General features: G+C 65.5%; 22 protein-coding genes and 1 tRNA gene. 17 read left to right on the plus strand and 6 right to left on the minus strand.

The genetic code is table 11. The features are described from left to right. Positions 1 to 166 precede the first annotated feature (166 nt). From ACZK3J_RS04485 to ACZK3J_RS04495, 3 genes are all read left to right on the plus strand, one after another. Positions 167 to 1201, plus strand: a complete 1035-nt coding sequence (locus tag ACZK3J_RS04485; protein WP_134951061.1) for a Fic family protein — start codon at positions 167 to 169, stop codon at positions 1199 to 1201. A 223-nt stretch (positions 1202 to 1424) separates the two neighbouring features. After that, entirely contained in the window at positions 1425 to 2117 is a 693-nt protein-coding gene (locus tag ACZK3J_RS04490; RefSeq protein WP_197655728.1) for a hypothetical protein, read from the plus strand. Between the two features lie 365 nt (positions 2118 to 2482). Then, positions 2483 to 2821, plus strand: a complete 339-nt coding sequence (locus ACZK3J_RS04495) for a hypothetical protein (RefSeq protein ID WP_152593484.1) — start codon at positions 2483 to 2485, stop codon at positions 2819 to 2821. 1241 nt (positions 2822 to 4062) lie between these two features. Here ACZK3J_RS04495 and ACZK3J_RS04500 read toward each other — a convergent pair. Continuing rightward, positions 4063 to 4155: transfer RNA gene (locus ACZK3J_RS04500), tRNA-Ser, on the minus strand. A gap of 162 nt (positions 4156 to 4317) precedes the next feature. Here ACZK3J_RS04500 and dnaX point away from each other — a divergent pair. From dnaX to ACZK3J_RS04520, 4 genes are all read left to right on the plus strand, one after another. Next, on the plus strand, positions 4318 to 6354 hold the full coding sequence (gene dnaX / locus ACZK3J_RS04505) for a DNA polymerase III subunit gamma/tau (RefSeq protein WP_478476443.1): 2037 nt from the start codon (positions 4318 to 4320) through the stop codon (positions 6352 to 6354). 6 nt (positions 6355 to 6360) lie between these two features. Next, positions 6361 to 6681, plus strand: coding sequence for a YbaB/EbfC family nucleoid-associated protein (locus ACZK3J_RS04510; protein WP_004154630.1), 321 nt, complete (start codon positions 6361 to 6363; stop codon positions 6679 to 6681). 141 nt (positions 6682 to 6822) lie between these two features. Then, positions 6823 to 7422, plus strand: coding sequence for a recombination mediator RecR (gene recR / locus ACZK3J_RS04515; protein WP_032127775.1), 600 nt, complete (start codon positions 6823 to 6825; stop codon positions 7420 to 7422). A 66-nt stretch (positions 7423 to 7488) separates the two neighbouring features. Continuing rightward, the gene (locus ACZK3J_RS04520; RefSeq protein ID WP_014646179.1) at positions 7489 to 7848 is read left to right on the plus strand and encodes a histidine triad nucleotide-binding protein; all 360 of its coding nucleotides are present in this window, start codon (positions 7489 to 7491) and stop codon (positions 7846 to 7848) included. 98 nt (positions 7849 to 7946) lie between these two features. Here ACZK3J_RS04520 and ACZK3J_RS04525 read toward each other — a convergent pair whose 3' ends face one another. The 4 genes from ACZK3J_RS04525 to ACZK3J_RS04540 are packed head-to-tail and all read right to left on the minus strand — an operon-like array spanning position 7947 to position 12313. Continuing rightward, positions 7947 to 8474, minus strand: coding sequence for a Slp family lipoprotein (locus ACZK3J_RS04525; protein WP_032127773.1), 528 nt, complete (start codon positions 8472 to 8474; stop codon positions 7947 to 7949). Continuing rightward, on the minus strand, positions 8471 to 10420 hold the full coding sequence (locus ACZK3J_RS04530) for a transglutaminase TgpA family protein (RefSeq protein ID WP_149908909.1): 1950 nt from the start codon (positions 10418 to 10420) through the stop codon (positions 8471 to 8473). Before ACZK3J_RS04530 ends, ACZK3J_RS04525 begins: the two co-directional genes overlap by 4 nt. Continuing rightward, the gene (locus tag ACZK3J_RS04535; protein WP_162292253.1) at positions 10413 to 11336 is read right to left on the minus strand and encodes a DUF58 domain-containing protein; all 924 of its coding nucleotides are present in this window, start codon (positions 11334 to 11336) and stop codon (positions 10413 to 10415) included. Before ACZK3J_RS04535 ends, ACZK3J_RS04530 begins: the two co-directional genes overlap by 8 nt. Positions 11337 to 11359: 23 nt before the next feature. Next, complete coding sequence (locus ACZK3J_RS04540; protein ID WP_032127770.1) at positions 11360 to 12313, minus strand: AAA family ATPase; 954 nt, start codon at positions 12311 to 12313, stop codon at positions 11360 to 11362. Positions 12314 to 12355: 42 nt separating this feature from the next. On the opposite strand from ACZK3J_RS04540, the gene ACZK3J_RS04545 reads away from it, so the two are divergent. Further along, a complete protein-coding gene (locus ACZK3J_RS04545) occupies positions 12356 to 14191 on the plus strand; it encodes a glycosyltransferase family 39 protein (RefSeq protein WP_032127769.1) in 1836 nt (611 codons plus the stop codon). A 98-nt stretch (positions 14192 to 14289) separates the two neighbouring features. Here ACZK3J_RS04545 and ACZK3J_RS04550 read toward each other — a convergent pair whose 3' ends face one another. Continuing rightward, complete coding sequence (locus ACZK3J_RS04550; RefSeq protein WP_149908908.1) at positions 14290 to 14859, minus strand: Maf family protein; 570 nt, start codon at positions 14857 to 14859, stop codon at positions 14290 to 14292. 113 nt (positions 14860 to 14972) lie between these two features. Between ACZK3J_RS04550 and ACZK3J_RS04555 the strand changes: the two genes are divergently transcribed. The 9 genes from ACZK3J_RS04555 to ACZK3J_RS04595 all read left to right on the plus strand — a co-directional run bounded on the left by ACZK3J_RS04555 (position 14973) and on the right by ACZK3J_RS04595 (position 22938). Then, positions 14973 to 15482: a YceD family protein gene (locus ACZK3J_RS04555; RefSeq protein WP_100437418.1), complete on the plus strand. Its 510-nt coding sequence runs from the start codon at positions 14973 to 14975 to the stop codon at positions 15480 to 15482. A gap of 107 nt (positions 15483 to 15589) precedes the next feature. After that, on the plus strand, positions 15590 to 15784 hold the full coding sequence (gene rpmF, locus ACZK3J_RS04560; protein WP_005408308.1) for a 50S ribosomal protein L32: 195 nt from the start codon (positions 15590 to 15592) through the stop codon (positions 15782 to 15784). A 91-nt stretch (positions 15785 to 15875) separates the two neighbouring features. Next, a complete protein-coding gene (locus ACZK3J_RS04565) occupies positions 15876 to 16853 on the plus strand; it encodes a beta-ketoacyl-ACP synthase III (RefSeq protein WP_005408309.1) in 978 nt (325 codons plus the stop codon). Between the two features lie 77 nt (positions 16854 to 16930). Next, positions 16931 to 17713, plus strand: a complete 783-nt coding sequence (locus ACZK3J_RS04570; protein WP_032127765.1) for a BUD32 family EKC/KEOPS complex subunit — start codon at positions 16931 to 16933, stop codon at positions 17711 to 17713. Positions 17714 to 17848: 135 nt separating this feature from the next. Then, positions 17849 to 18793 (plus strand): ACP S-malonyltransferase, encoded by a 945-nt coding sequence (gene fabD / locus ACZK3J_RS04575; RefSeq protein ID WP_032127764.1) that lies wholly within the window; start codon positions 17849 to 17851, stop codon positions 18791 to 18793. Between the two features lie 82 nt (positions 18794 to 18875). Then, positions 18876 to 19619 carry a 3-oxoacyl-ACP reductase FabG gene (gene fabG, locus ACZK3J_RS04580; protein ID WP_004146899.1) on the plus strand — a complete coding sequence of 248 codons (744 nt, stop codon included), beginning with the start codon at positions 18876 to 18878 and terminating at the stop codon, positions 19617 to 19619. Between the two features lie 152 nt (positions 19620 to 19771). Continuing rightward, on the plus strand, positions 19772 to 20011 hold the full coding sequence (gene acpP, locus ACZK3J_RS04585) for an acyl carrier protein (RefSeq protein WP_005415509.1): 240 nt from the start codon (positions 19772 to 19774) through the stop codon (positions 20009 to 20011). A gap of 143 nt (positions 20012 to 20154) precedes the next feature. Further along, positions 20155 to 21417 carry a beta-ketoacyl-ACP synthase II gene (gene fabF, locus ACZK3J_RS04590; RefSeq protein WP_049400645.1) on the plus strand — a complete coding sequence of 421 codons (1263 nt, stop codon included), beginning with the start codon at positions 20155 to 20157 and terminating at the stop codon, positions 21415 to 21417. 156 nt (positions 21418 to 21573) lie between these two features. Continuing rightward, positions 21574 to 22938 carry an aminodeoxychorismate synthase component I gene (locus ACZK3J_RS04595; protein ID WP_149908906.1) on the plus strand — a complete coding sequence of 455 codons (1365 nt, stop codon included), beginning with the start codon at positions 21574 to 21576 and terminating at the stop codon, positions 22936 to 22938. Positions 22939 to 22955 lie beyond the last annotated feature (17 nt).

A 22955-nucleotide genomic window follows, 5' to 3' on the forward strand; every position in this document is an offset into this window, starting at 1 on the left:
GGCCTCCTAGTGGCTAACCACTTCACTGCGAACAACGGGCACCCGGCGAGGGGAGAGGATCTTCTCCCAATCACCGGGGGTGATCATGCCACTTCTACGTTAGTACGTATCGGGACGACTCATAAGCGCCGCCCAAGCTCTCAATTCGCTATCGGGGACATGAAGAATGCCGTCGGCTGTTGAAATCCATCCGGGCTGCCTATTCACACCGCTGCCGTTGATCAAGGAAGCGGCCGATCCCCGCATTTGGGAAGACCATGGAGTCGTTGTCTCCAGTCCCCAGCCACTGTCAGGGCACTCATTTTCCTCAGTGACGCACACTGACTGGCGGATGGACATGAAAGCGGCTCGGGCACTGCTGCTGATTACAGCCCGATTCAATCGTGTCCACAGAGTCCACGTGGCTGAGAGCTATTCACTTTCACCCAGTGCCAAGGACGGAATCATTCAAAGCATCCGACCGCTGGCAACTAGCGATGTTCAGGATTGGAGGAGTTTTCTGGAGCAGATGGCTCAGTGCTCCGGAATTGCACCGTTCCAACTTCGCTCGGATCGCTCCTGGGTCGGGGCAGCATCGCCCTTAGAGGCAAGTCTTGTTTGCCCCGCAATGGCAAGAGTGCCGCAACAGATGGCGGATCTAGTGTCATTCATCGCAGATCATCTCGACAACCCCAATGAGGAGATTGACGAAGCCGCGGCATTTCAGTTCTTGACGATCCATCCGTTGCATGACGGCAACGGCAGAGTGGCCCGAACCCTCTTGATCAAAATGGCCTCCAGGAAACGTAGCTTGTATCCGCTTTACATTGCGTGGCGGCTCATGTTCGACAAGATTGGCCTAACTAGATCATGGCGGGAGCGATCCCTGGACGGTGGAACCTTATTCGATGTGAACCACTACATCCAATGGCGTCATACCAGCTCTAACATCGGGAAGGCCTATCTCGATGCAGCAGCGGCAGGGTGCGATACCCGCGTTCTGGATTGTCTAGCAGCCTTTGGACAGATTTCCCCAGCCGGCATCTGTGCACTCAACAGTACGGTCAACCAAGGGCTTTCCGCAAGAATGGTCTCCAAACACGAGGACTGCCGCCACACCAATTTCTATAGCGAAACGCTTCGCACCCTTCTCCAGAAGATCTGCAAGGACAGTACTTCGGGCGAAGATTTACCCCTTCAAACGATGAAAGCACAAGGATGAAATGAGAAAAATGCGACACGTGCACCGCTCAAACAACTCGACAACACGGGGCTCGGATCTGAGAGCCGCAATACGGCATAGCATTAGGTTGAGCTTGGTGGTTGCAGGATGCTTCTTTGCCGTTCAGCCCGGCTTCGCAGACACCTCGACGGACAGGGGCACTACCAATCTTCCTCCGGTGGACGCAACCCCTCCTCCCTACGTTCCTCCATACACTCCTCCGATGGAACCGCCGGCTCGCCCGCCTGACCTAGGATATGATCCCGGCGATTCAAGTGGTGGGGGCGGTGGCGGGGCTGGTAGTGACCAGCAACAATCTTGTGAATTCCTGCTTGCCACTCGTCCCGCCGCCTGCCCTAATCCTATTCCCATGCCAACGGATCCGCTGTTTGGGGATGATCGAATACCCGCGGGACAACGCTCTTCCATGCGGATGGCTCATTCGTTCGTCAATGGCAAGGCCTATTGGGAAGGAACGCCGATCCAGATGGATTCCCTAGCCATCTGGTTCCTTCAAGTAGCTTTGCAGGAACAGGTCAACAGTTTCGCCTCAGGCGCCAGCCTTGTGGAGACCAATGCTCGCATGCGGATTCAGCTTGGTTTGACATGTGACATTCAGCTCGATGCGTCGAGTCAGTATCGCGTCGGGGGAACGCTGACCAAGCCGGAAAAGTATTGTATCGAGATGCTGAAAGCATTCGATGCTGAGGCCAACGACAATCAGAATTTCATGATTTGGTTCATTGAACATCAACGAAAGGTTGGCGTACCCCTCGAAAACTACGTTCCGTATGGGATCGTCGAGCTCGTTGACACGCGAAACTCTATCGGCGAGAAATGGCGTGCAGTGACGGAAGACGCATCCTGCTCAAAATGGTGGACACAGGTCCAGAAAAACATGTGCGGGGTAAAGTAATGCACGCGAGATCGATTCTGTTTACGGCCATTTTGGCAGTCATCGCCACGGCTTGTTCAGAACAACCCGCCCCAGACAAGGGCACAGTGGCACCGGCGGCAGAAGGCGCCGAGTCGTCCCACTCTGTTCCGGGACAGACACCACGCGCTACCACGTCCCAGCACTCGACGGGTGGTGAATCCCATAGCTTTGACGCGGCCGTGGTTGCGCAGCGCTTGTGCACTGGAGACTGCCGTGACGCCGGCCCTCTGCAAGCAAGATCTCAAGAAGAGGCTGAATGGCTAATTCGGCATCAATATCCTTCGCAGGCTGAACTCGAGCGGCTTCGATCAGAGTCGCTGGATGTATTGCAGCAAAAGGCGTCAGTGGGCGACTCCACCGCAGCCGCGGTGCTGGGAAAACGGATTGCCTTGGAGAAGAACTTCATGGACGGCCAAGTCATGCTCCGAAATCAGGTGCTATCGGGCAACTTCTATGCGCTTTACGCGATCTCAGAGTCGTATCGCGAATCGAAAGTGCCAAACGCGGTAGATGGTGCAGCATATCTCCGTCTGGCTTACATCATGGGCGACCACAAAGCAGCGACCGAGATTGCGAAGATGGGTCTCAGCTCTGCGGAGCTGGCGGCTGCCGACAGGAGAGCGTCTTTGCTCTACAAGGGATTCGCAGGAGACCAGGTGCCTGATCCGCGCCCACAAGGGTAGTCGTATATGGTGCAGCAGGGTGCCCTCTTAAGGGCACCCTGACTTCGCAGGCATGGGCAATAATGCAGTGCTGGTCGATGTAAGCCATCGACCAGCGCGCCAGAGCTCTCCGCATTGTTCCCTTCTTCTTCCCTTGCTTGGCGGCATTGGCTGCTTTTCGCTTTTTCTTCATGGTTCGGCGCAAGCTTCGCCGCTCGTGTCGTAACCAGCGGCTTTCAGGAGTTTGTCGGCGGCGCGTGCCGCTGCTAGGACGTTTGCCCACCCCTAGTGCATAACGCGTTTTCGCCGTTGCGCAAGCCCGGCGGCGCAGGAGCGCCGCCATTACCGTTTTGCCGAGAGGGGGCCGAGCGGCAGCGAGGCCAGTCGATTTGCTAGTGCTCGGTCACCGTCCCGTCTGCCGCCTTGGTCCGGTTCAAGATCAACTGCTGTAGCGGGTCGCCATCGGTCAGGTGCTTGGAAGCGCGCCGATGTCCTCTTCCTTGATTCCCATGCGTTGCTCTCTCAGCGCCTCGAAAGCCCGAGCATAGCGCGCCGTCAGTTGCAGGGCGCAGCTGGGCCACGGCCAGCTCGGTCTTGCGCAGTCGGCGTTTGAAGACGCGATGGCCTGGAGATCGGCGGGACCCGTTGCCGGAACGACCAGAGCCCAGAGGGCGCGCGAACAAGATGGTTTGGGGTGTGCATCGTCAGATGTGTCCCGATTCGTGTCCCGCCGAAGGTTATCTCAGAAAAGCAAAAACCCCTGCGTAAACAGAGGCTTGCGTAATCTGGCGGAGAGAGGGGGATTGTCGTGTGCATCCATGCACCCGATCCCGATGCGCGTTGCGCCTCGGGACCCGCCTGCGGTGATCTGTCCGTGCATGTCGCGCATCTGGAGGAACAAGCCCCTCTGTTGAGGGGCTGCCCCGACAGGGGCGGGGAGAGGCCGGCAAAGGGAGGGGCCCAAAGGTTGCGCAGCAACGTTTGGGGCGAAGCGCGCGCAGCGCACTTCGCGTCCCGCGCCAGATAACTGAAAAAGGCCGCCCTTGGGGGCAGCCTTTTTCAGTTATCTGGCGGAGAGAGGGGGATTGTCGTGTGCATCCATGCACCCGATCCCGATGCGCGTTGCGCCTCGGGACCCGCCTGCGGCGGTCCGGTTCTGCTCCTGCAGAACCGTCGAACCCCGGCGTGGCTTCTCACCACCCATCCCATCCGCCAGACAAACGCAAAAGGGCCACCCTGTGGGCGGCCCTTTTGCGTTTGTCTGGCGGAGAGAGGGGGATTCGAACCCCCGAAGCGCGGTTTAGACGCTTACACACTTTCCAGGCGTGCTCCTTCAACCACTCGGACACCTCTCCGGATCCCTGCCATCGGCAAACGCCTCAGCAGGGGCGCAGATTCTAGCGGGCTGCGCGGCACTTCACAAGCACCCCGGTCAGGAACCTGCGAAGGACGTGCCGGAGGCGAGGGGGCTGGACAGGCATGGCACAATGGAACATCCGATGGAAAACGGTGGCCTGATGTCCTATCTCGTCCTTGCCCGCAAGTGGCGTCCGAAGCGTTTTGCCGAGCTGGTGGGCCAGGAACACGTGGTCCGTGCGCTCAGCAACGCGCTGGACAGCGGCCGGGTCCACCATGCGTTCCTGTTCACCGGTACCCGCGGCGTGGGCAAGACCACCATCGCGCGCATCTTCGCCAAGTCGCTGAACTGCGAGCAGGGCACCAGCGCGGACCCGTGCGGTCAGTGCGCGGCCTGTCTGGACATCGACGCCGGCCGCTACATCGACCTGCTGGAAATCGACGCCGCGTCCAACACCGGTGTGGATGACGTGCGCGAGGTGATCGAGAACGCGCAGTACATGCCCTCGCGTGGCAAGTACAAGGTCTACCTGATCGACGAAGTGCACATGCTGTCCAAGGCGGCGTTCAACGCGCTGCTGAAGACGCTGGAGGAACCGCCGGAACATGTGAAGTTCCTGCTGGCCACCACCGACCCGCAGAAGCTGCCGGTCACCGTGCTCAGCCGCTGCCTGCAGTTCAACCTCAAGCGCCTGGATGAAGACCAGATCCAAGGCCAGATGACCCGCATCCTGGCGGCTGAGGAAATCGAGGCCGACGGCAGCGCCATCGTGCAGCTGGCCAAGGCCGCCGACGGCAGCCTGCGTGACGGCCTGTCGCTGCTGGACCAGGCGATCGCCTACGCCGGCGGCGCGCTGCGCGAGGACGTGGTGCGCACCATGCTGGGCACGGTCGACCGCACCCAGGTGGCAGCGATGCTCGATGCGCTGGCCGAAGGCGATGGTCCGCGCCTGTTGCAGGTGGTGGCTGCGCTGGCGGAGTTCTCGCCGGACTGGAGCGGCGTACTGGAAGCGCTGGCCGAAGGCCTGCATCGCATCCAGGTGCAGCAGCTGGTACCGGGTGCCGCAGCGGCTGCCGAAGGCCTGGATGCGACGGTGTTCGCCGAACGCCTGCGTCCGGAAGTGGTGCAGCTCTGGTATCAGATGGCCTTGAACGGCCGTCGTGACCTGCCGCTGGCGCCTAGCCCGCGCGCGGGCTTTGAAATGGCTGTGCTGCGCATGCTGGCGTTCCGCCCGGCCGCGGCGGTCCCGCCGGTGCCGAAGTCGGTGGATGGTGCAGGCAATGCGCCGGGTGGCAATGCTGCCGGTGGTGGCAGCGGTACGGGTACCCACGAAGCGACACCGGTTGCTGCCGCCACTTCGGCAAGCCCGGCCGTAGTAGCCCAGGTGGCCGCTCCGGCGCAGGCCGCGCCGCGCGAACCTGAACCCGAACCTGAGCCGGCCCCACGACCCGAACCGGACCCGACCCCGGAGCCCGAGCCGGTTCCGGTGGAAGAGCCCGTGTCACCGCCGCCGGTGAAGGCCGAAGCAGCGGCACCGGCATCCGTTGAAGCCGAAGCGGGCGACGACCTGCCGCCGTGGGCCACCGACGAAGCCGAGGCGCGTGACAAGGCGCTGGCGGCCGAGATGGCTGGGCCGGACGCTGCCATGGTGGCGCCCTGGCATGAACCGCCAGCTCCCGTCGCGGCTCCCAGCGAGCCTGCGCCGCCCGAGCGCCCGTTCCGCACTGAAGGCATTGCAATCGCGCCGGCCGAGCCGGCCCCGGCACGTGATGCCGTGCCGCAGGAAGGTGTCAGCGATCTGGCCAGCGCCGAGGATTGGCTGGATCTGGTCGCCAACAGTGGCCTGAGCGGCCCGTCGCGGCAGTTGGCCGCCAACGCCGCCTTCATCAGTTGCCAGCACGGGACCTTGAAACTGGGTCTTTCGCCCGGATTTGAATATCTGCGCTCGGAGCGCGCGCTGGCCGCCCTGGGCGAGATGCTGGAGAAGGCCCTCGGCCAGGCGCCGAAGATCGTGGTCGAGACCGTGGAAACCGAACACGTTCCGGCCGAGACCCTGCACCAGCGTGCCGATCGCCAGCGTGGCGAGCGGCAGCAGGTGGCAGAGGCTGTTTTCATGGACGATCCGGAAGTGCAGGTGCTGATCCAACAGCACGGCGCCCGGGTTGTTTCCGATTCCATCCGTTCTTTTGACGAGTAAGACACTATGCGCGGCAACATCGCCCAACTGATGCAGCAGGCCCAGAAGATGCAGGAAAACCTGCAGAAGGCCCAGGAAGAAATCGCCAAGATCGAAGTGACCGGCAGCGCCGGTGGCGGCATGGTCAGCGTGACCCTGACCGGCGCCAAGGAATGCCGCAAGGTGCGCATCGACCCGTCGCTGGCCAGCGACCCGGAGATGCTGGAAGACCTGATCGCCGCCGCCTTCAACGATGCCTCGAACAAGATCGATGCCGAGTCGAAGTCGAAGATGGGTTCGGCCACCGCCGGCATGCAGCTGCCGCCGGGCATGAAGCTGCCGTTCTGATTTTCAGCGTGGCACCCGTGTAACCGGGTGCCACGGATCCCGTAGAGTCGAGCTTGCTCGACTGCTCCAACCTTCAGTCGAGCATGGCTCGACTCTACAAACAGCCGTCGAGCCTGCTCGACGCAATGAAAGCCTGCCGCCGTGTCCGCACCCCTGCTTGAACAATTGATCGACGCACTGCGGGTGCTGCCTGGCGTGGGCCAGAAGACGGCGCAGCGCATGGCCTACCACCTGCTCGAGCGCGAGCGCGAAGGTGGCCAGCGCCTGGCCGAAACCCTGGCGCTGGCGGTGGAGCGCATCGGCCACTGCGCGCAATGCCGCGATTTCAGCGAAACCGAGTTGTGCCCGACCTGTGCCAACAGCAGCCGCGAGCGCAGCCAGCTGTGCGTGGTCGAATCACCGGCCGACCGCCTGGCCATCGAGAACGCCACCGGCTTCCGCGGTGTCTACTTCGTGCTGCAGGGCCGGCTGTCGCCGCTCGATGGCATCGGCCCGCGCGAGCTGGGCCTGGAGCAGCTGGAGCGGCGGCTGGCCGAAGGCGAGGTGCAGGAGCTGATCATCGCCACCAGCGCCACTGTGGAGGGGGAGGCCACCGCGCATTACCTGGCGCAGCTGGCGCGCGCGCGCAAGGTGCAGCCCAGCCGCCTGGCGCAGGGCCTGCCGCTGGGCGGCGAACTGGAATACGTTGATCGTGGCACGCTGTCGCACGCGTTCGGGACGCGCAGCGAATTCCGCGATTGAGCCACGGCCGGCATGGCCGGGCGCGGGCGGCCTACAATGCGGGAGACATCCCCGCCGAGGCCGATCATGAGCAACGAAACCCTCTTCAGCAAGATCATCCGTCGCGAGATCCCGGCCACCATCGTCTACGAGGATGACGAGGTGCTGGGCTTCAAGGACATCGCACCGCAGGCGCCGGTGCACGTGCTGTTCATTCCGAAGAACGAGATCATTCCGACCCTGGATGACCTGCAGCCGTCGCAGGCGCACCTGATCGGCAAGCTGGCGCTGGCTGCCGCCGAGTACGCGCGCCGTGAGGGCTTTGCTCAGGACGGCTACCGCATCGTGATGAACTGCCGCGAGGATGCCGGGCAGACCGTGTTCCATATCCACATGCACCTGCTGGCCGGTGCGCCGCTGGGGCACTTCGGTACCCCGGGGCGTTGAAGCCCCTATCCACGCCTGGCGTGGATCTACCGTATCCCGGCGTGGATGGAAAAGGCCGCCCGAGGGCGGCCTTTTCCGTCATGCCTGTGCGGTGATGATCACCACCAGCCCCAGCGACCATAGCCGCCCCAGTACGGGCCATACGGGCTCGGGCCCCACGGGCCATAGGGATAGGGCACCACGTCGACCTGACGCTGTTCCGGCCACAGGTAGATCACATCGGCCGACAGCTTCGGCAGGCGGTAATCGTATTCGCCGATGCGGGTGTTCTGGTAGCCGTCGATCTTGCCGATGAAGGTCACGTCACGACCGGCTTCGAACACCGCCGGGTCGTAGAAGCCGGCACGGCAGGCGATGAAACGACCGTCGCTGGCATCGGACGAAGTGGTGTTCGGGCGGCCACTGCCATTGAGCGGGCGCGAGATGATCTGGAAGCAGGTCTCGCCCTGGCCGGGCTTGGTTTCGATGATGCGACCGCCCCAACGGACCGGCGTGCCGACCTGCTGGGTAGCGACTGAATCGCGAGGGGAGACCAGGCTGAACTGTCCCTGCAGCGGCTTGGGGGCCGTGGCGCAGGCCGACAGGGCCAGCGTGGCCACAGCGGTGAGAAGGAACTTGGTGTTCATGGGGAGGCTCCGGAAGTCGGGCGATGCCTGCGCAGGTCCCGCAATAATGAAGCGAGGTCGGTGCAAGTTCCAGCGTAACGCGCATCAGCGAAACGCTGGCTGAGCGCGAGCAGGGCCGGGTCAGGACGCTGCCGGTGTACGCGCTGTGCCCAGTCCTGGGCGGTTTCGTGCGGTTCACGGGCCAGGCCGAGGCGGGCGTAGCGCCGGCCGAGCCGGTGCCAGGCGCGCAGCAGCGGGTCGCGTTCGCGCTCGCCACGGGCCAGCAGCCAGGCCATCCACGCCAGCGCCAGCAGTGCGGCCACCACGAAGCCAGCGACCAGCTGCCCGGGGCCCAGATCGTCCAGCCCGAACGGCTTGAGCAGCTGTTGCTGGCGGCGCGCATCGAACGACAGCACCAGGTCGTTCCAGCCGCGGCGCAGCCAGTCGCCCAGCTGGCCCAGCTGCAGCCAACGCTGCTGCAGTGGCGTGTCCGTGCCGGCCTGCAGGCGGTCATCCAGTGTGTCCAGGATGCGTTCCGGTGCCACGGCTGCGGTCGGGTCGACCCGGACCCAGCCGCGCTGCGGCAGCCACACCTCGGCCCAGGCGTGGGCATCCATTCGCCGCACTACCCAGTAGTCGCCGATGCGGTTGCGGGTGCCGCCGGCGAAACCGGTCACCACCCGCGCCGGGACGCCGGCGTTGCGCATCAGCACCACGAAGGCCGAGCTGAAGTGTTCACAGAAGCCGGCCTTGTAGCCGAACAGGAACTCGTCGATCGGGTCGCGTCCCGCCGCAGGGGTGTCCAGCGTGTACGAGAAGTCGGTGGTGATCCACTGCAGCGCGCGGCGCACGATGGCCTCGTCATCGCTGCCAGCCTCCTGTCGCCATTGCTGCGCCAACGTGGCGGTGCGCGGGTTGAAGCCGGTCGGCAGCTGCAGCGTCGCGCGGCGCAGATAGGGCGACAGCGTGCTGTCGAAACGCAGGGGAGGGGCCGAATGCAACCGCCAGCGGCTGAGCGAGGCCAGCGGGCGTTCGCTGCTCAGGCTCATGTCCGCATCCAGCATGCTGCCTGCAGGCGCGCGGCTGGGCAGGTCCAGCGCCACCAGCTGGCGGCGGTCGGTCGGCTCGTAGTCGATCTGGTAATCCCAGCCCTGTGTACTTGCTTCAACCACCGCAGCAGGCCGCCGCGCGCTGGCGCGGTCGCGTGTCCAGCGCCGTCCATCGAAGGCTGTCAGTACAGGGCCGCGCCAGTAACGCTGCGCCGGCTCGGGTGGAGTGCCGAAGAACTGCACGCGCAGCGCCGGGCTGTCGTCGGCCATCAGGTCCAACCACTGGCCGGGCTCCATGCTGTCGGACAACCCCGGTGTACCCACGGCGCGCTCGGGAACACCCCACAGTGGTGTGGCCAGGCGCGGGAACAGCCAGAAACAGGCCAATGCCAGCGGCAGGCCGATCGCCAACAGGCGGCCGACACCATGCAGCTGCCCGCGCAGTGGCAGGCGGCCGGCATGACCTTCATCCTGGGCCAGGCGTTGCAGCGCGATCAGTGCGCTGCCCCCGGCCAGCGCGGCCAGCGCGGTTGTCAGCGGTCCCTGGTCGAGCAGGAATGCTGCAAAGGGCGAGAACAGCGCGAAGCCGAGCAGGCTGCGGGCATCACGCAGGCTGCGCAGCTCGCTGGACTTGATCGCCAGCATCGCGGCCAGCAGTGCGCAACCGGTATCGCGCCCGGGGCGCACCATGCCCATCTGCCAGACGATGGCGCCGAGCATGCCCAGCACCAGCAGCAGGCGTACCGGCATCGGCAACACTGTCCGCCACGACAGGGCGGCGGTGATGATCGCCGCCAGCGCGATCACACCAGCCAGCAGTGGCGGCAGCTGCAGCAGCAACGGTAACAAGGCCAGCGCCGCGCTGGCCAGGGTCCAGTTGCGGGCATTGCGATCGAGCAGGGCGGGGGTCTCAGTCATGCGGCATCAGCGCCAGCGCGCGCAGGCACAGGTGATGGTGGCTGGCGCCCTGACCGGGCCCGAACGGCGGGTGTGCAGGCAGCAGCAGGGTGTAGCGGCGGCCCTCGCGCTCGGCCACATCCACCCAGCGCGCCAATCGAGCGATGCGTGCTTCATGGCCCAACGGCGCCAATGCGCGCCAGTCGAGGATCACTTCGATGCCGACCGGCTTTTCGTACTCGCGCACCAGCAGGCTGTCGCGGCGAGCCGAGTGCTTCCAGGAAATGCTGCGCGGCGCATCGCCCGCCCGGTAGGGGCGCAGCTGATGCAGTTCCTCGCCGCTGGCATGGGCGCGGGTGTGCAGCGGATCGCTGCCGCTCTCCGGCAGTGCAGGCGCCACGGCTTCGGCCAGCGGGTAGACCAGCAGCGGCTGTTCCGGCCACACCCACGACCACGCCCGCACCAGGCCCAGCGGCTGGGTGGTGGACAGTCGGATGCGCGGCAGTTCCAGCCAGCCACGGCATTCGCTGGGAACGTCCAGTTCCACTTCGCCACGGCCGTGCGCAGGCAGCGAGGTCCAGGCGTTGCTGTCACCCAGCTGCAGATGCAGGCCGTGCCGCGCACGCGGGTCACGCAGTGAGAGGTCCACGCGCAGACGCAACGGTTGCCCGGCCGCTACCGGCTCGGCGGAGATCGCATCGATCTGCACGCCGGACAACTGGAGATGCGCGGCAATGGCACTGGCGATTGCTGCTGCCGCGAGCAGCAGGGCCAGCAGCAGCGCCGGGTTGTTGTTGTAGTTCAGTGCGCCCAGCAGCATGGCCGTCAGCAGGGTGGCAACGAACAGGCCGAAGCGGGTGGGCAGCACATAGATGCGATGGCGGTCCAGCCGCCTCGGCAAGGCTTCTGGCCTGCGTGGCCGAGCCAGCAGCTGCATGCGTGCCCAGCGTGTGGCCACGCTCAGTCCACCGCGACGGTCTGCAGGATCGCGCGCGCCAGTGCCGGACCCGAACTGGATTCGGCTTCCGCCACCAGTCGATGACCGGCCACCGCCACGAACAGGGTCTGCACGTCTTCGGGCACCACATGGCCGCGCCCCAGCAGCAGTGCATGTGCCTTGGCCGCGCGCAGCAGCGCCAGGCCCGCACGTGGCGACAGGCCCACGCGCACACCGGCATGCTGGCGGCTGCGGGTCAACAGCGCCTGCACATAGTCGATCAGCGCGTCGCTGGCATGCACCTGGTTCACTGCGTCGCGCAGCGCGCGCACCTGGGTGTCATCCAGTTTCGGTACGGCACGCGCGATCAGGTCGCGGCGATCGCTGCCGCGCAGCAGCTCGCGCTCGGCCTGCGCGCTGGGGTAACCCATCGCCAGTCGCAGCAGGAAGCGGTCCAGCTGCGAATCCGGCAGCGGGAACGTGCCGGACAGATCCACCGGGTTCTGCGTAGCGATCACGAAGAAAGGATCGGGCAGGGCATGGGTCTGTCCATCCAGGGTGACCTGTTGCTCGGCCATCGCTTCCAGCAACGCGCTCTGCGTGCGCGGTGGTGCGCGGTTGATCTCGTCGGCCAGCAGTACGTGGGTGAACACCGGGCCGGGGTGGAACTGGAACTGACGGCTGCCGGCTTCATACACCGACACGCCCAGCACATCGGCGGGCAGCAGATCGGAGGTGAACTGCACGCGCTGGAAGCTGAGGCCGAGGCTGCTGGCCAGCGCATGCGCCAGCGTGGTCTTGCCCAGGCCGGGCAGATCTTCGATCAGCAGGTGACCGCCGGACAGCAATGCGACGAACGCCAGCCTGACTTCCGGCACCTTGCCCAGTACCAGTGCGTTCACCTGATCCTGTGCCTCCCGCAGGGCCTGACGCAATTGATCGGTTAGCATGCTGGGATTGGGGGACGAAGCTGGCATGATCGTCTCAGATCTGGAATCCACTCGATTATCCATAGAGCAATGCAAGGCGAACAGCGCGCACGGACGATATTTCTCTGGTTATGGACGCTGGTCACAGCGGCCAAGCTGATCGTTGCCGCGCGCTTGCCGCTGTTCGTCGACGAAGCGTTCTATTGGCAGGAAGGCCAGCATCTGGCCGCGGCCTATTCGGATCTGCCCGGGTTGACCGCCTGGCTGGCCCGCCTGGGCGTGGAGCTCGGCGGTCATCACGTGCTTGCGCTGCGCCTGCCGTTCCTGGCCATCGGTGCGCTGTTGCCGCTGCTGGTGGTGCGCACGGCCACGCGCTGGTTCGGCAATGTGGCGGGTTGGCAGGCGGGCAGCCTCACGCTGTTGATGCCGTTGTCGGCGACGCTGGGCCTGCTGGCGGTACCCGACGTGCCGATGGCGCTGGCGGCGGTGATCTGCCTGCACGCCGGTGCGCGCCTGCTGCACAACGTGGATGCCTCCTCGGCGATGAAGCTGGCGCTGGGCCTGCTGATCGGTGCACTCAGCCACTACCGTTTCATCGGTGTCATCGGCGTCGGTTTCATCGCGCTGCTGGCATTGCCGCAGGGGCGGCGCATGCTGGCCGATCCGCGCGTATGGGTCGCACTGGCGGTGGGCGTGCTGGCATGGCTGCCACTGCTGGCGTGGAATGCGGACAACCACGATGCCGGTCTGAAATTCCAGGTGGTCGAGCGTCATCCCTGGGCCTTTGAATGGGGCGGGCTGTGGTTCCTGGTGATCCAGCCGATGCTGGTGACGCCGATCCTGTGCATGGCGATGTGGAAGGTGGCGCTGGCAGGAACCCGGAGCGGTGGCGGTGCGCGCGTGCAGTGGCGCTATTTCGGCCTGGTGGGCGGCGTATCCACACTGGGCATTTTCGTGCTTGGCTTCTTCACTGACGTCGAGCGGATCAGTTTCCATTGGCCGCTGCCGGGCTACCTCGCACTGCTGGTGGCGGTGCCGGTAGTGCTCAACGGCTGGCCGCGCTGGCTGCGCCGCACCGGCTGGTGGCTGGCAGGCGCGGGCATGGTGCTGGCGTTCGGCTACTACCTGATGGCATCCACGCCGGCACTGCGCGAGCAGATGGCCGGCAGCAAGTACTACCCGCGCAATTTCGCTGGCTGGCAACCACTGGCCGTAGCGGTCCATGAAGAGCTTCGGCAGATGCCGGAAGGGACGCGCGTGCTGGCCGGCAACTTCAAGGTCGGCGCCGAACTGGGCTTCCAGCTGGGCAATGGCAACATCGAGGTGCTGCCGCATCCGCTCAATGACAAGCATGGCCGCACCGCGCAGCTGGCACAGTGGGGCCTGCTGCATGAGGGCGAGCGCACGGCGCCGATGCTGCTGGTGCTGTCACCCAGCGACCAGCGCTATCGCGAGCTGCTGGAGCGCTATCACGCCATCTGCGATCAGGTGGGGCCGATGCCTGCGCCACGCGTGGTCAGCAGTGATCACGGGTTCCAGCGCTTCCTGTTGTTCCGCCTGCCGGTGCAGCGCGCGGAAGGGCCGTGCGTGACGCCGGCGATGGCGTGGCTGGATGCGCCGTCCAATGGCGAGAAGGTGTCCGGCACGTTCGCGATCAAGGGCTGGGCGTTCAAGGATGGCGTCGGCCTGGCACGCGTCGAAGTGCTGGTCGATGGCCGTTCCATCGGTGACGCCCGCTATGGGCGTGTGTTCGACGTGCGCCCCGTGTGGCCGGACAGCACCGATCCGCAGCACCCGGCGGTGGGCTTCGACGCATCGCTGGATACCACCACGCTGGCGCCGGGCAGGCATTGGCTGGGCCTGCGCCTGTATGGCCGCGATGGCAGCGTGGAGCAATGGCAGGAGCAGCCGTTCGAGGTCCGTTGAGGCTTCTGCTTTTGTAGGGTCGAGCCATGCTCGACTGCTTTTTCCGGGCCGCCTGCCATCTACAGCAGAAGCCGTCGGGCAGGGCTCGACGCTACAGTTCAGGGCACCGCGAAACCGGCCCTGCGCAGCAATCCGCATACCGCGATCAGCGGCAGGCCGATCAGCGCGGTCGGGTCGCGGTTGTCGATCGCTTCGAACAGGCTGATGCCCAGGCCCTCGCACTTGAAGCTGCCGGCACAGTCCAGCGGCTGTTCGGTGGCCACGTAGCGTGCGATCTCCTCCTGGCCCAGCGCGCGGAAACGGACCTCGGTCAGATCCACGGCACTGAATGATTCTCCGCCTCGCGTGAGACTGATGGCGGTATGGAAGCGTACCGTCTGCCCGGACATCGCCGCCAGCTGCGCGCAGGCCGCCTCGGCCGTGCCCGGTTTGCCCAGCGGCTGCCCGTTCAGGTCCGCCACCTGGTCCGAGCCGATCACCCAGGCGCCGGGGTGGCGGGCGGCGACTCCGGTTGCCTTGGCCGTGGCAAGGCGCGTTGCAAGGGCCAGCGGCGTCTCACCGTTCAACGGGGTTTCATCCACCTCCGGGCGCGCGCAGTCGAAGGGCAGGCCCAGCCGCTGCAGCAACTCGCGGCGGTAGCGGGAGGTGGAGGCCAGGACCAGTGACATGCGAGAATACCGGGGCAGGGTGCGGCAGTCTGGCCTGTGCGCAGCGCCAGCAGCAAGTGCTGTATGGCGGGCATTTGACAGCAGCCCCCCCGATCCTTAGTATTCAGCGGCTTATGTCCGCGAACGTGCCCGAATCGCTGGATGCTTGGCGGATGGTCGTAGCGCGAAGGCGCTTCGACGGCCAGGTCTCCCTGGCTGAATTGACCCGCCTGCAGGGGCTGGTCGCAGATACCGACGGCGAGTGTTCCTACTCGCTTGAATTCGGTCGCGACGACGTCCTGCGGGTATCCTATGTGGAACTGACCATCGACACCGCGTTGCCGCTGACCTGTCAGCGCAGCATGCAGCGATTCTTGTTGCCGGTGAAGGTGACCCAGAGGCTTGGCCTGATCCGCGACGAGGACGAGGAATCGTCCCTGCCGGAGGAGTACGAGGCGTTGCTGGTGCCGGAAGACGGCCAGCTGCGTCCGCTGGACCTGGTCGAAGACGAGCTGGTGCTGGCGGTGCCTGTGGTGCCGCTGTCGCCCGACGGTGAAGCAGTCGACAAGGACTGGGCGCCGAGCGAAGAAGAAACAAAGAAGGCCAATCCGTTCGCGGCATTGGCGGCATTGAAGAAACAATAGCAGCCGGATTGTCGTCGGCGGCTGCGGCGAAAGCGAAAGTGTGCTGGGCGCTGGCGTCCTGCGCGACGATACGACGAAGCAAAACGAACCGAGTTTGGAGCAATCCCATGGCTGTGCAGAAATCCCGTGTTACCCCGTCCCGCCGCGGCCAGCGCCGTTCGCATGACGCCCTGAGCGCCAAGCAGCTGTCGACCGACCCGACCACCGGCGAAGTGCACCTGCGTCACCACATCACTGCCGACGGTTTCTACCGCGGCAAGAAGGTCATCCAGACCAAGACCTCGGCCGTCGAAGAAGATTGATGTGCCGGGAAGGCCGCTGCCCCCGGGCAGCGGCCTTTGCCTTCTTTCCCGGGCGTGCCGGTGATCGGCGGCCCGCGCAACAGGAAACATGATGAGCAAGCGGATCTACTCGAGGATCGCGGGCACCGGTAGCTATTTGCCGGAAAAAGTCCTGACCAACGCCGACCTGGAAAAAATGGTCGAAACCTCGGATGAGTGGATCCAGTCGCGCACCGGAATTCGTGAACGGCACATCGCGGCCGAAGGCGAAACCACCAGCGACCTCGGCTACCAGGCCGCGTTGCGCGCACTTGAAGCGGCCGGTATCGACGCTTCGCAGCTCGACATGATCGTGGTCGGTACGACCACGCCCGACCTCATTTTCCCCTCCACCGCGTGCCTGATCCAGGCCAAGCTCGGTGTTGCGGGGTGCCCTGCCTTTGACGTCAACGCCGCCTGCTCGGGCTTCGTGTTCGCGCTGGGCGTGGCCGACAAGTTCATCCGTTCCGGCGACTGCAGGCACGTGCTGGTGATCGGCACCGAAACGCTGACCCGCATGGTCGACTGGAACGATCGCACCACCTGCGTGCTGTTCGGCGATGGCGCCGGCGCCGTCGTGCTCAAGGCCGACGAGGAAACCGGCATCCTCAGTACCCACCTGCATGCCGACGGCAGCAAGAAGGAGCTGCTGTGGAACCCGGTGGGCGTCTCGACCGGCTTCAAGGACGGCGCCAACGGTGGCGGCACCATCAACATGAAGGGCAACGACGTGTTCAAGTACGCCGTCAAGGCGCTGGACTCGGTCGTGGACGAGACCCTGGCTGCCAATGGCCTGGACAAGTCCGACCTGGATTGGCTGATTCCGCACCAGGCCAACCTGCGCATCATCGAAGCCACCGCCAAGCGCCTGGACATGTCGATGGACCAGGTGGTGGTGACTGTCGACAAGCACGGCAACACCTCGTCCGGCTCGGTGCCTCTGGCGCTGGACGCCGCGGTGCGTTCGGGCCGCGTCGAGCGCGGCCAGCTGCTGCTGCTGGAAGCCTTCGGCGGCGGCTTCACGTGGGGTTCGGCCCTGCTGCGCTATTGATAGTGCAAGTTACGACAACGTGAAGCTTTGTCGTTGCGGCCCCTCTGGGGCCGTAACGCGTTTAAGGAGGACCTGTCATGGTTGAGCCCATCGTCATCGAAGGGCAACGTGCCTGGCTGAAGCAGTACGGCAAGGGAAGCCGCGCGCTGGCCCTTGGCCTGCTCAATTTTGTTGCCCGTCGTTTCCATCTGGATGCCCTGCGCCCGCCGCCGCACCGTGGCGGTGACGCCGCGCGCGAAACCGAAGCCCGTCGCCTTGCAGAACTGCAGGCGCAGGGCGTGAACGTGCCCGATGTGCTGGGCACCGGCCATGCTGCGCTGGTGATCGGCGACAACGGCAGTTCGTTCAATACCTGCCTGCGCGAAGCCGACGAGGCCGGTCGCGACCGCCTGGTGATGGCGGCCATGCTGGCCATTGCCGCAGCGCATGCGCGCGGCGCCTATTTCGGTCAGCCGTTGCCGCGCAATCTCACCTGGGATGGCGAGAAGGTCGGTTTCATCGACTTCGAGGAAGATCCGCTGGAAGTGATGGATCTGTCCGAAGCGCAGGCCCGCGACTGGCTGATGTTCGGCTATGGCGTGGCCAAGTACTACGCCGACCGCCCCGAGCACCTGCAGGCGATGATGGCCGAGGCGATGGGCGATGCGCAGGCGCCGGTGCGCGAGCACGTGCATGCGGTCACTGGCCGCCTGCGCAGCCTGGCCCGGGTCTGCATGAAGCTGGGCCGCTCGGCGCGCGCGCTGGCCCACTCCATCTTCATCGCCCATGGCGCCAGCACCGCTGGCGTGCTGATGCTGGTAGGCCTGTGCGTGGATTTCCTCGCCGACGGCGATCTGGACGTCCTGCAGCTGTTCTGCTGACCGTGCGTCCGCCGGGCCATGCCCGGCGGCGTTCCGCGGCTGGCCCACCATACGCGTGCATACGCGCACGTACAGACGACACGGCATGTTCCCCCTTATCATGGCCCGCTTCGATTGCAACAAGCGGATGACCGCGTGACCGTATCCACCCTCGCTTTTGTCTTCCCCGGCCAGGGCTCGCAGTCTGTGGGCATGGTGGCCGAGCTGGCTGAACTGCACCCGCAGGTGCGTGAAGCCTTCACCGAGGCATCCGATGGTGCCGGCGTCGACCTGTGGGCGCTGTCCCAGGGTGGCCCGGAGGAAATGCTCAACCGCACCGAATACACCCAGCCGGCCCTGCTGGCCGCAAGCATCGGCGTGTGGCGCGCCTGGAACGCCGTGGGCGGTCCGCGCCCGTCGGTGCTGGCCGGCCACAGCCTGGGCGAGTACACCGCCCTGGTCGCCGCTGGCGCGCTGAGCCTGCATGACGGTGCGCACCTGGTGCGCCTGCGCGGCCAGCTGATGCAGGAAGCCGCACCGGCCGGCGTCGGTGCCATGGCCGCCGTGCTCGGCGCCGAAGACCAGCTGGTGCTGGACGTCTGCGCCGAAGCCGCAGGCAGCCAGGTGGTGGTGCCGGCCAACTTCAATTCGCCGGGCCAGATCGTGATCGGTGGCGACGCCGACGCGGTCGACCGTGCGCTGGCGCTGCTGGCCGAGAAGGGCGTGCGCAAGGCGGTCAAGCTGGCCGTGAGCGTGCCCTCGCACACCCCGTTGATGCGCGAAGCCGCCAACCGCCTGGCCGAAGTGATGGCCGGCCTGGCCTGGCAGGCGCCGCAGCTGCCGGTGGTGCAGAACGTCGACGCCAAGGTGCATGACGGCATTGACGCGATCCGTACTGCGCTGGTCCAGCAGCTGTACCAGCCGGTGCAGTGGACCGGGTGCGTGCAGGCGCTGGCTGGCCGTGGCGTCACCCGGATCGCCGAGTGCGGCCCGGGCAAGGTGCTGACCGGTCTGGTCAAGCGTATCGACAAGGCCATCGACGGCCGTTCGCTGGCCACGCCAGGCGACTTCGAAGCCGCCCGCGAGGCATGGTCGGCCTGATCCCCCTTGTTCCTGCCGACCGTACCGGTGGCCGCTGCAAGCGGTACGGGTACGGCGGCCGTCCCAGCCTGAGGAAAACATCATGAGCAAGCCCCTGCAGGGTGAAATCGCACTGGTCACCGGCGCCAGCCGTGGCATTGGTGCCGCCATCGCCGATCTGCTGGCCGCCCAGGGCGCCACCGTCATCGGCACCGCCACCACTGAATCCGGCGCCGCCGCGATCGGTGAGCGCCTGGCCGCCCACGGTGGCCACGGCCGCGCGCTGAACGTCACCGACGCCGCCGCGCTGGACAGCGTGCTCGATGGCATTGCCAAGGAATTCGGCCCGATCTCGATCCTGGTCAACAATGCCGGCATCACCCGCGACAACCTGCTGATGCGCATGAAGGACGAGGACTGGGCGTCGATCATCGACACCAACCTGACCAGCGTGTTCCGCACCAGCAAGGCGGTGATGCGCGGCATGATGAAGGCGCGCAAGGGCCGCATCATCAATATCGCATCGGTGGTGGGCGTGACCGGCAATGCCGGCCAGGCCAACTACGCTGCCGCCAAGGCCGGCATCATCGGCTTCAGCAAGTCGCTGGCCAAGGAAATCGGTTCGCGCGGTGTCACCGTCAATGTTGTCGCACCCGGCTTCATCGACACCGACATGACCAAGGCGTTGCCGGAAGAAGCGCGTACCGCGCTGATCAACGACATCGCCCTCGAACGCCTGGGTTCGCCGGAAGACATCGCCCATGCGGTGGCCTTCCTGGCCGGCCCGGCTGCCGGTTACATCACCGGCGAAACCCTCCATGTGAACGGTGGCATGTACATGCCGTAAGCAAGGGGCGCAGGGATTGCGCCGCAAGTGGTTGATCTGCGGAGGTTTTTGCTGCGATGCAAGGCCGCGCCGGTTTCCACTACACTATCCCACGGCCATCGCCTTTGATGGCGACCACTTTTGAACCACAACTCCATCTGGAGCGAGATCCCATGAGCACCATCGAAGAACGCGTCAAGAAAATCGTCGTCGAACAGCTTGGCGTCAAGGAAGAAGAAGTCACCAACAGCGCATCGTTCGTCGATGACCTGGGCGCTGACTCGCTGGACACGGTCGAGCTGGTGATGGCCCTGGAAGAAGAATTCGAGTGCGAGATCCCGGACGAAGAAGCCGAGAAGATCAGCACCGTGCAGGCCGCCATCGACTACATCAAGGCCCACGTCAAGGCCTGATGTCAGACGGCAGTGCGCGCGCGGGCTCACGCTCGCCGCGCACCGCACCCCATGGGGCCGCTGTTGCGGCCCCGTGTGTTTGAGCATCACACCGAAGCAAACCGAGTTGCCCGTTGAAATCATCCGGGCCAGGAGAATCAGCAATGAAGCGTCGCGTCGTCGTAACCGGCCTGGGTATCGTCTCGCCGTTGGGCAATGATCTGGCCAGCAGCTGGGAAGGCATCACCCAGGGTCGTTCGGGCATCGGTCCGCTGACCAACGTTTCTGATGCCTATCTGGATCGGTTCACCACCAAGATTGCAGGTGAAGTCAAAGGATTCGACATCACCGCCGACAATGAACTGTTCGGCAAGTTCCGGGTCAGCGGCAAGGATGCCAAGAAGATGGACCCGTTCATCCATTACGGCCTCGGTGCCTCGTTCATGGCCCTGCACGACTCGGGCCTGGAAATCACCGACGCCAATGCCGAGCGCATCGGCGCCATCGTCGGCGCCGGCATCGGCGGCCTGCTCGGCATCGAAGAGCAGACCATCGAGTTCCATGAGGGCAAGAAGATCTCGCCCTTCTACGTGCCCAAGACCATCATCAACATGCTGCCGGGCCAGCTGAGCATCATCACCGGCCTGAAGGGCCCGTCGTTCTCGGCGGTCTCGGCGTGCGCGACCTCGAACCATTCGATCGGCACCGCCATGCGCATGATCCAGTACGGCGATGCCGACGTGATGGTGGTCGGTGGTGCCGAGCGTGGCTCGTCGCCGACCGCACTGGGCGGCTTCTGCGCGATGAAGGCCATGAGCACCCGCAACGACGCCCCGGAACAGGCCTCGCGCCCGTGGGACAAGGACCGTGACGGCTTCGTGCTGGGCGACGGCGCCGGCATCCTGATCCTGGAAGAGTATGAGCACGCCAAGGCACGTGGCGCGAAGATCTACTGCGAACTGGCCGGCTTCGGCGCCAGCTCCGACGCGTACCACATGACCGCACCCAGCGAGAACGGCGAAGGCGCCGCCCGCTGCATGGTCATGGCCATGAAGGACGCCGGCGTGACCCCGGAACAGGTGGGCTACCTCAACGCGCACGGCACCTCCACGCCGCTGGGCGACCTGGGCGAGACCATGGCGATGAAGACCGCCTTCGGCGACCACGCCTACAAGATGATGGTCAGCTCCACCAAGTCGATGACCGGCCACCTGCTGGGCGCTGCCGGCGGCGTGGAAGCAATCTTCTCGGTGATGGCGCTGCAGGACAACATCATTCCGCCGACCATCAATCTGCAGCAGCCCGGCGAAGGCTGTGACCTGGACTACGTGCCCAACGAAGCACGCCAGGCCAAGGTCGACGTAGTGATGTCCAATGGCTTCGGCTTCGGCGGCACCAACGGCACGCTGATCTTCAAGCGCGTCTGACCGGCGTTGTAGAGTCGAGCTTGCTCGACTCCGCCCTTGTGTAGAGTCGAGCCATGCTCGACTGAACGTGCAACACAGTCGAGCAAGCTCGACTCTACGCACGAGGAGGCCGCCGCAAGGCGGCTTCCGTGCATCTGAATCCCCGAACTGGCCGCCATGACCCACGCACCGCTGATCCACCCGCTGCCGCACCCGATCGATCTGCTGGCCCTGCAGCAGCACGACCCGTCGCGCTTCCCGCTGCTGATGGAATCCACCGCCTCGGGCACTGCCCAGGGCCGCTGGAGCCTGCTGCTGGCCGCGCAGGGCGATAGCCTGCGGCTGGATGCCGATGGCCAGGTGCGCGACCAGCATGATGCGGTGCAGGCCGGCAGCTTCCTGCAGGTTCTGGACCGCGCCTGGCAGCACGAACGCCTGCCGCATGACGGCAGCCACAGCCTGCCGTTCCGCGGCGGTTGGGCGTTGATGCTGGACTACGAAGTGGCCAGCCAGATAGAACCGGTGCTGCCGGCGCGCGCACGCGAGGACGGCCGCCCGACCGCGCTGGCGCTGCGCTGCCCGGCCGCGGTGCTGCACGACCACTACAACGAGGCCAGCTTCGTCATCGCCGAAGCCGGCGAGCAGGCGTTGCTGGATGCGCTGGTGGCGCTGGCCTCGGCCACGCTGCCCGAAGCCGGGCAGGGCTGGCAGCCACCGCAGTCGGTCGGCGAGGACGCGCCGCAGCGCTTCACCGACGGCGTGCGCCGGGTGATCGAGTACCTGCGTGCCGGCGATGTGTTCCAGGTGAACCTGTCGCGGCGCTGGAGCGCGCAGTTTGCCGCACCGGTCAGCCCGCAGGCGCTGTACGCGCAGCTGCGCCGTGCCAACCCGGCACCGTTCGCCGGCCTGTTCAGCGCGCACGGCCGCCATGTGGTCAGTTCCTCGCCGGAGCGGCTGGTGTCGGTGCATGCCGGCCACGCGCAGACCCGTCCGATTGCCGGCACGCGTCCGCGCTTCGAGGGGGACGATGATGCTGCGCGCATCCAGGAACTGGTCGGTCACCCGAAGGAGCGTGCCGAGCACGTGATGCTGATCGACCTGGAGCGCAACGACCTGGGCCGCATCTGCCTGCCTGGTACCGTGGTGGTCGATGAGCTGATGACCGTGGAGAGCTACGCGCACGTGCATCACATCGTCAGCAACGTCAGCGGCCATTTGCGCCCGGAGGTCACCCCCGGCGAGGTGATCGCCGCCACCTTCCCCGGCGGCACCATCACCGGCTGCCCGAAGGTGCGCTGCATGCAGATCATCAGCGAGCTGGAGCAGGTGCCGCGTGGTGCCTACACCGGCGCGTTCGGCTGGCTGAACCGCGATGGCGACCTGGACCTGAACATCCTGATCCGCACCGCCGAAGTGGATGGCCACGAGGTGAGCTTCCGCACCGGCGCCGGCATCGTGGTCGACTCGGACCCGGACAAGGAACTGGACGAGACCCGCGCCAAGGCCCGCGGCCTGCTGCGCGCGCTCGGCCAGCAGGGGTAGGCGTATTCCGGTAGTGC

This window comes from Stenotrophomonas sp. 86428_Sma, from assembly GCF_056481585.1.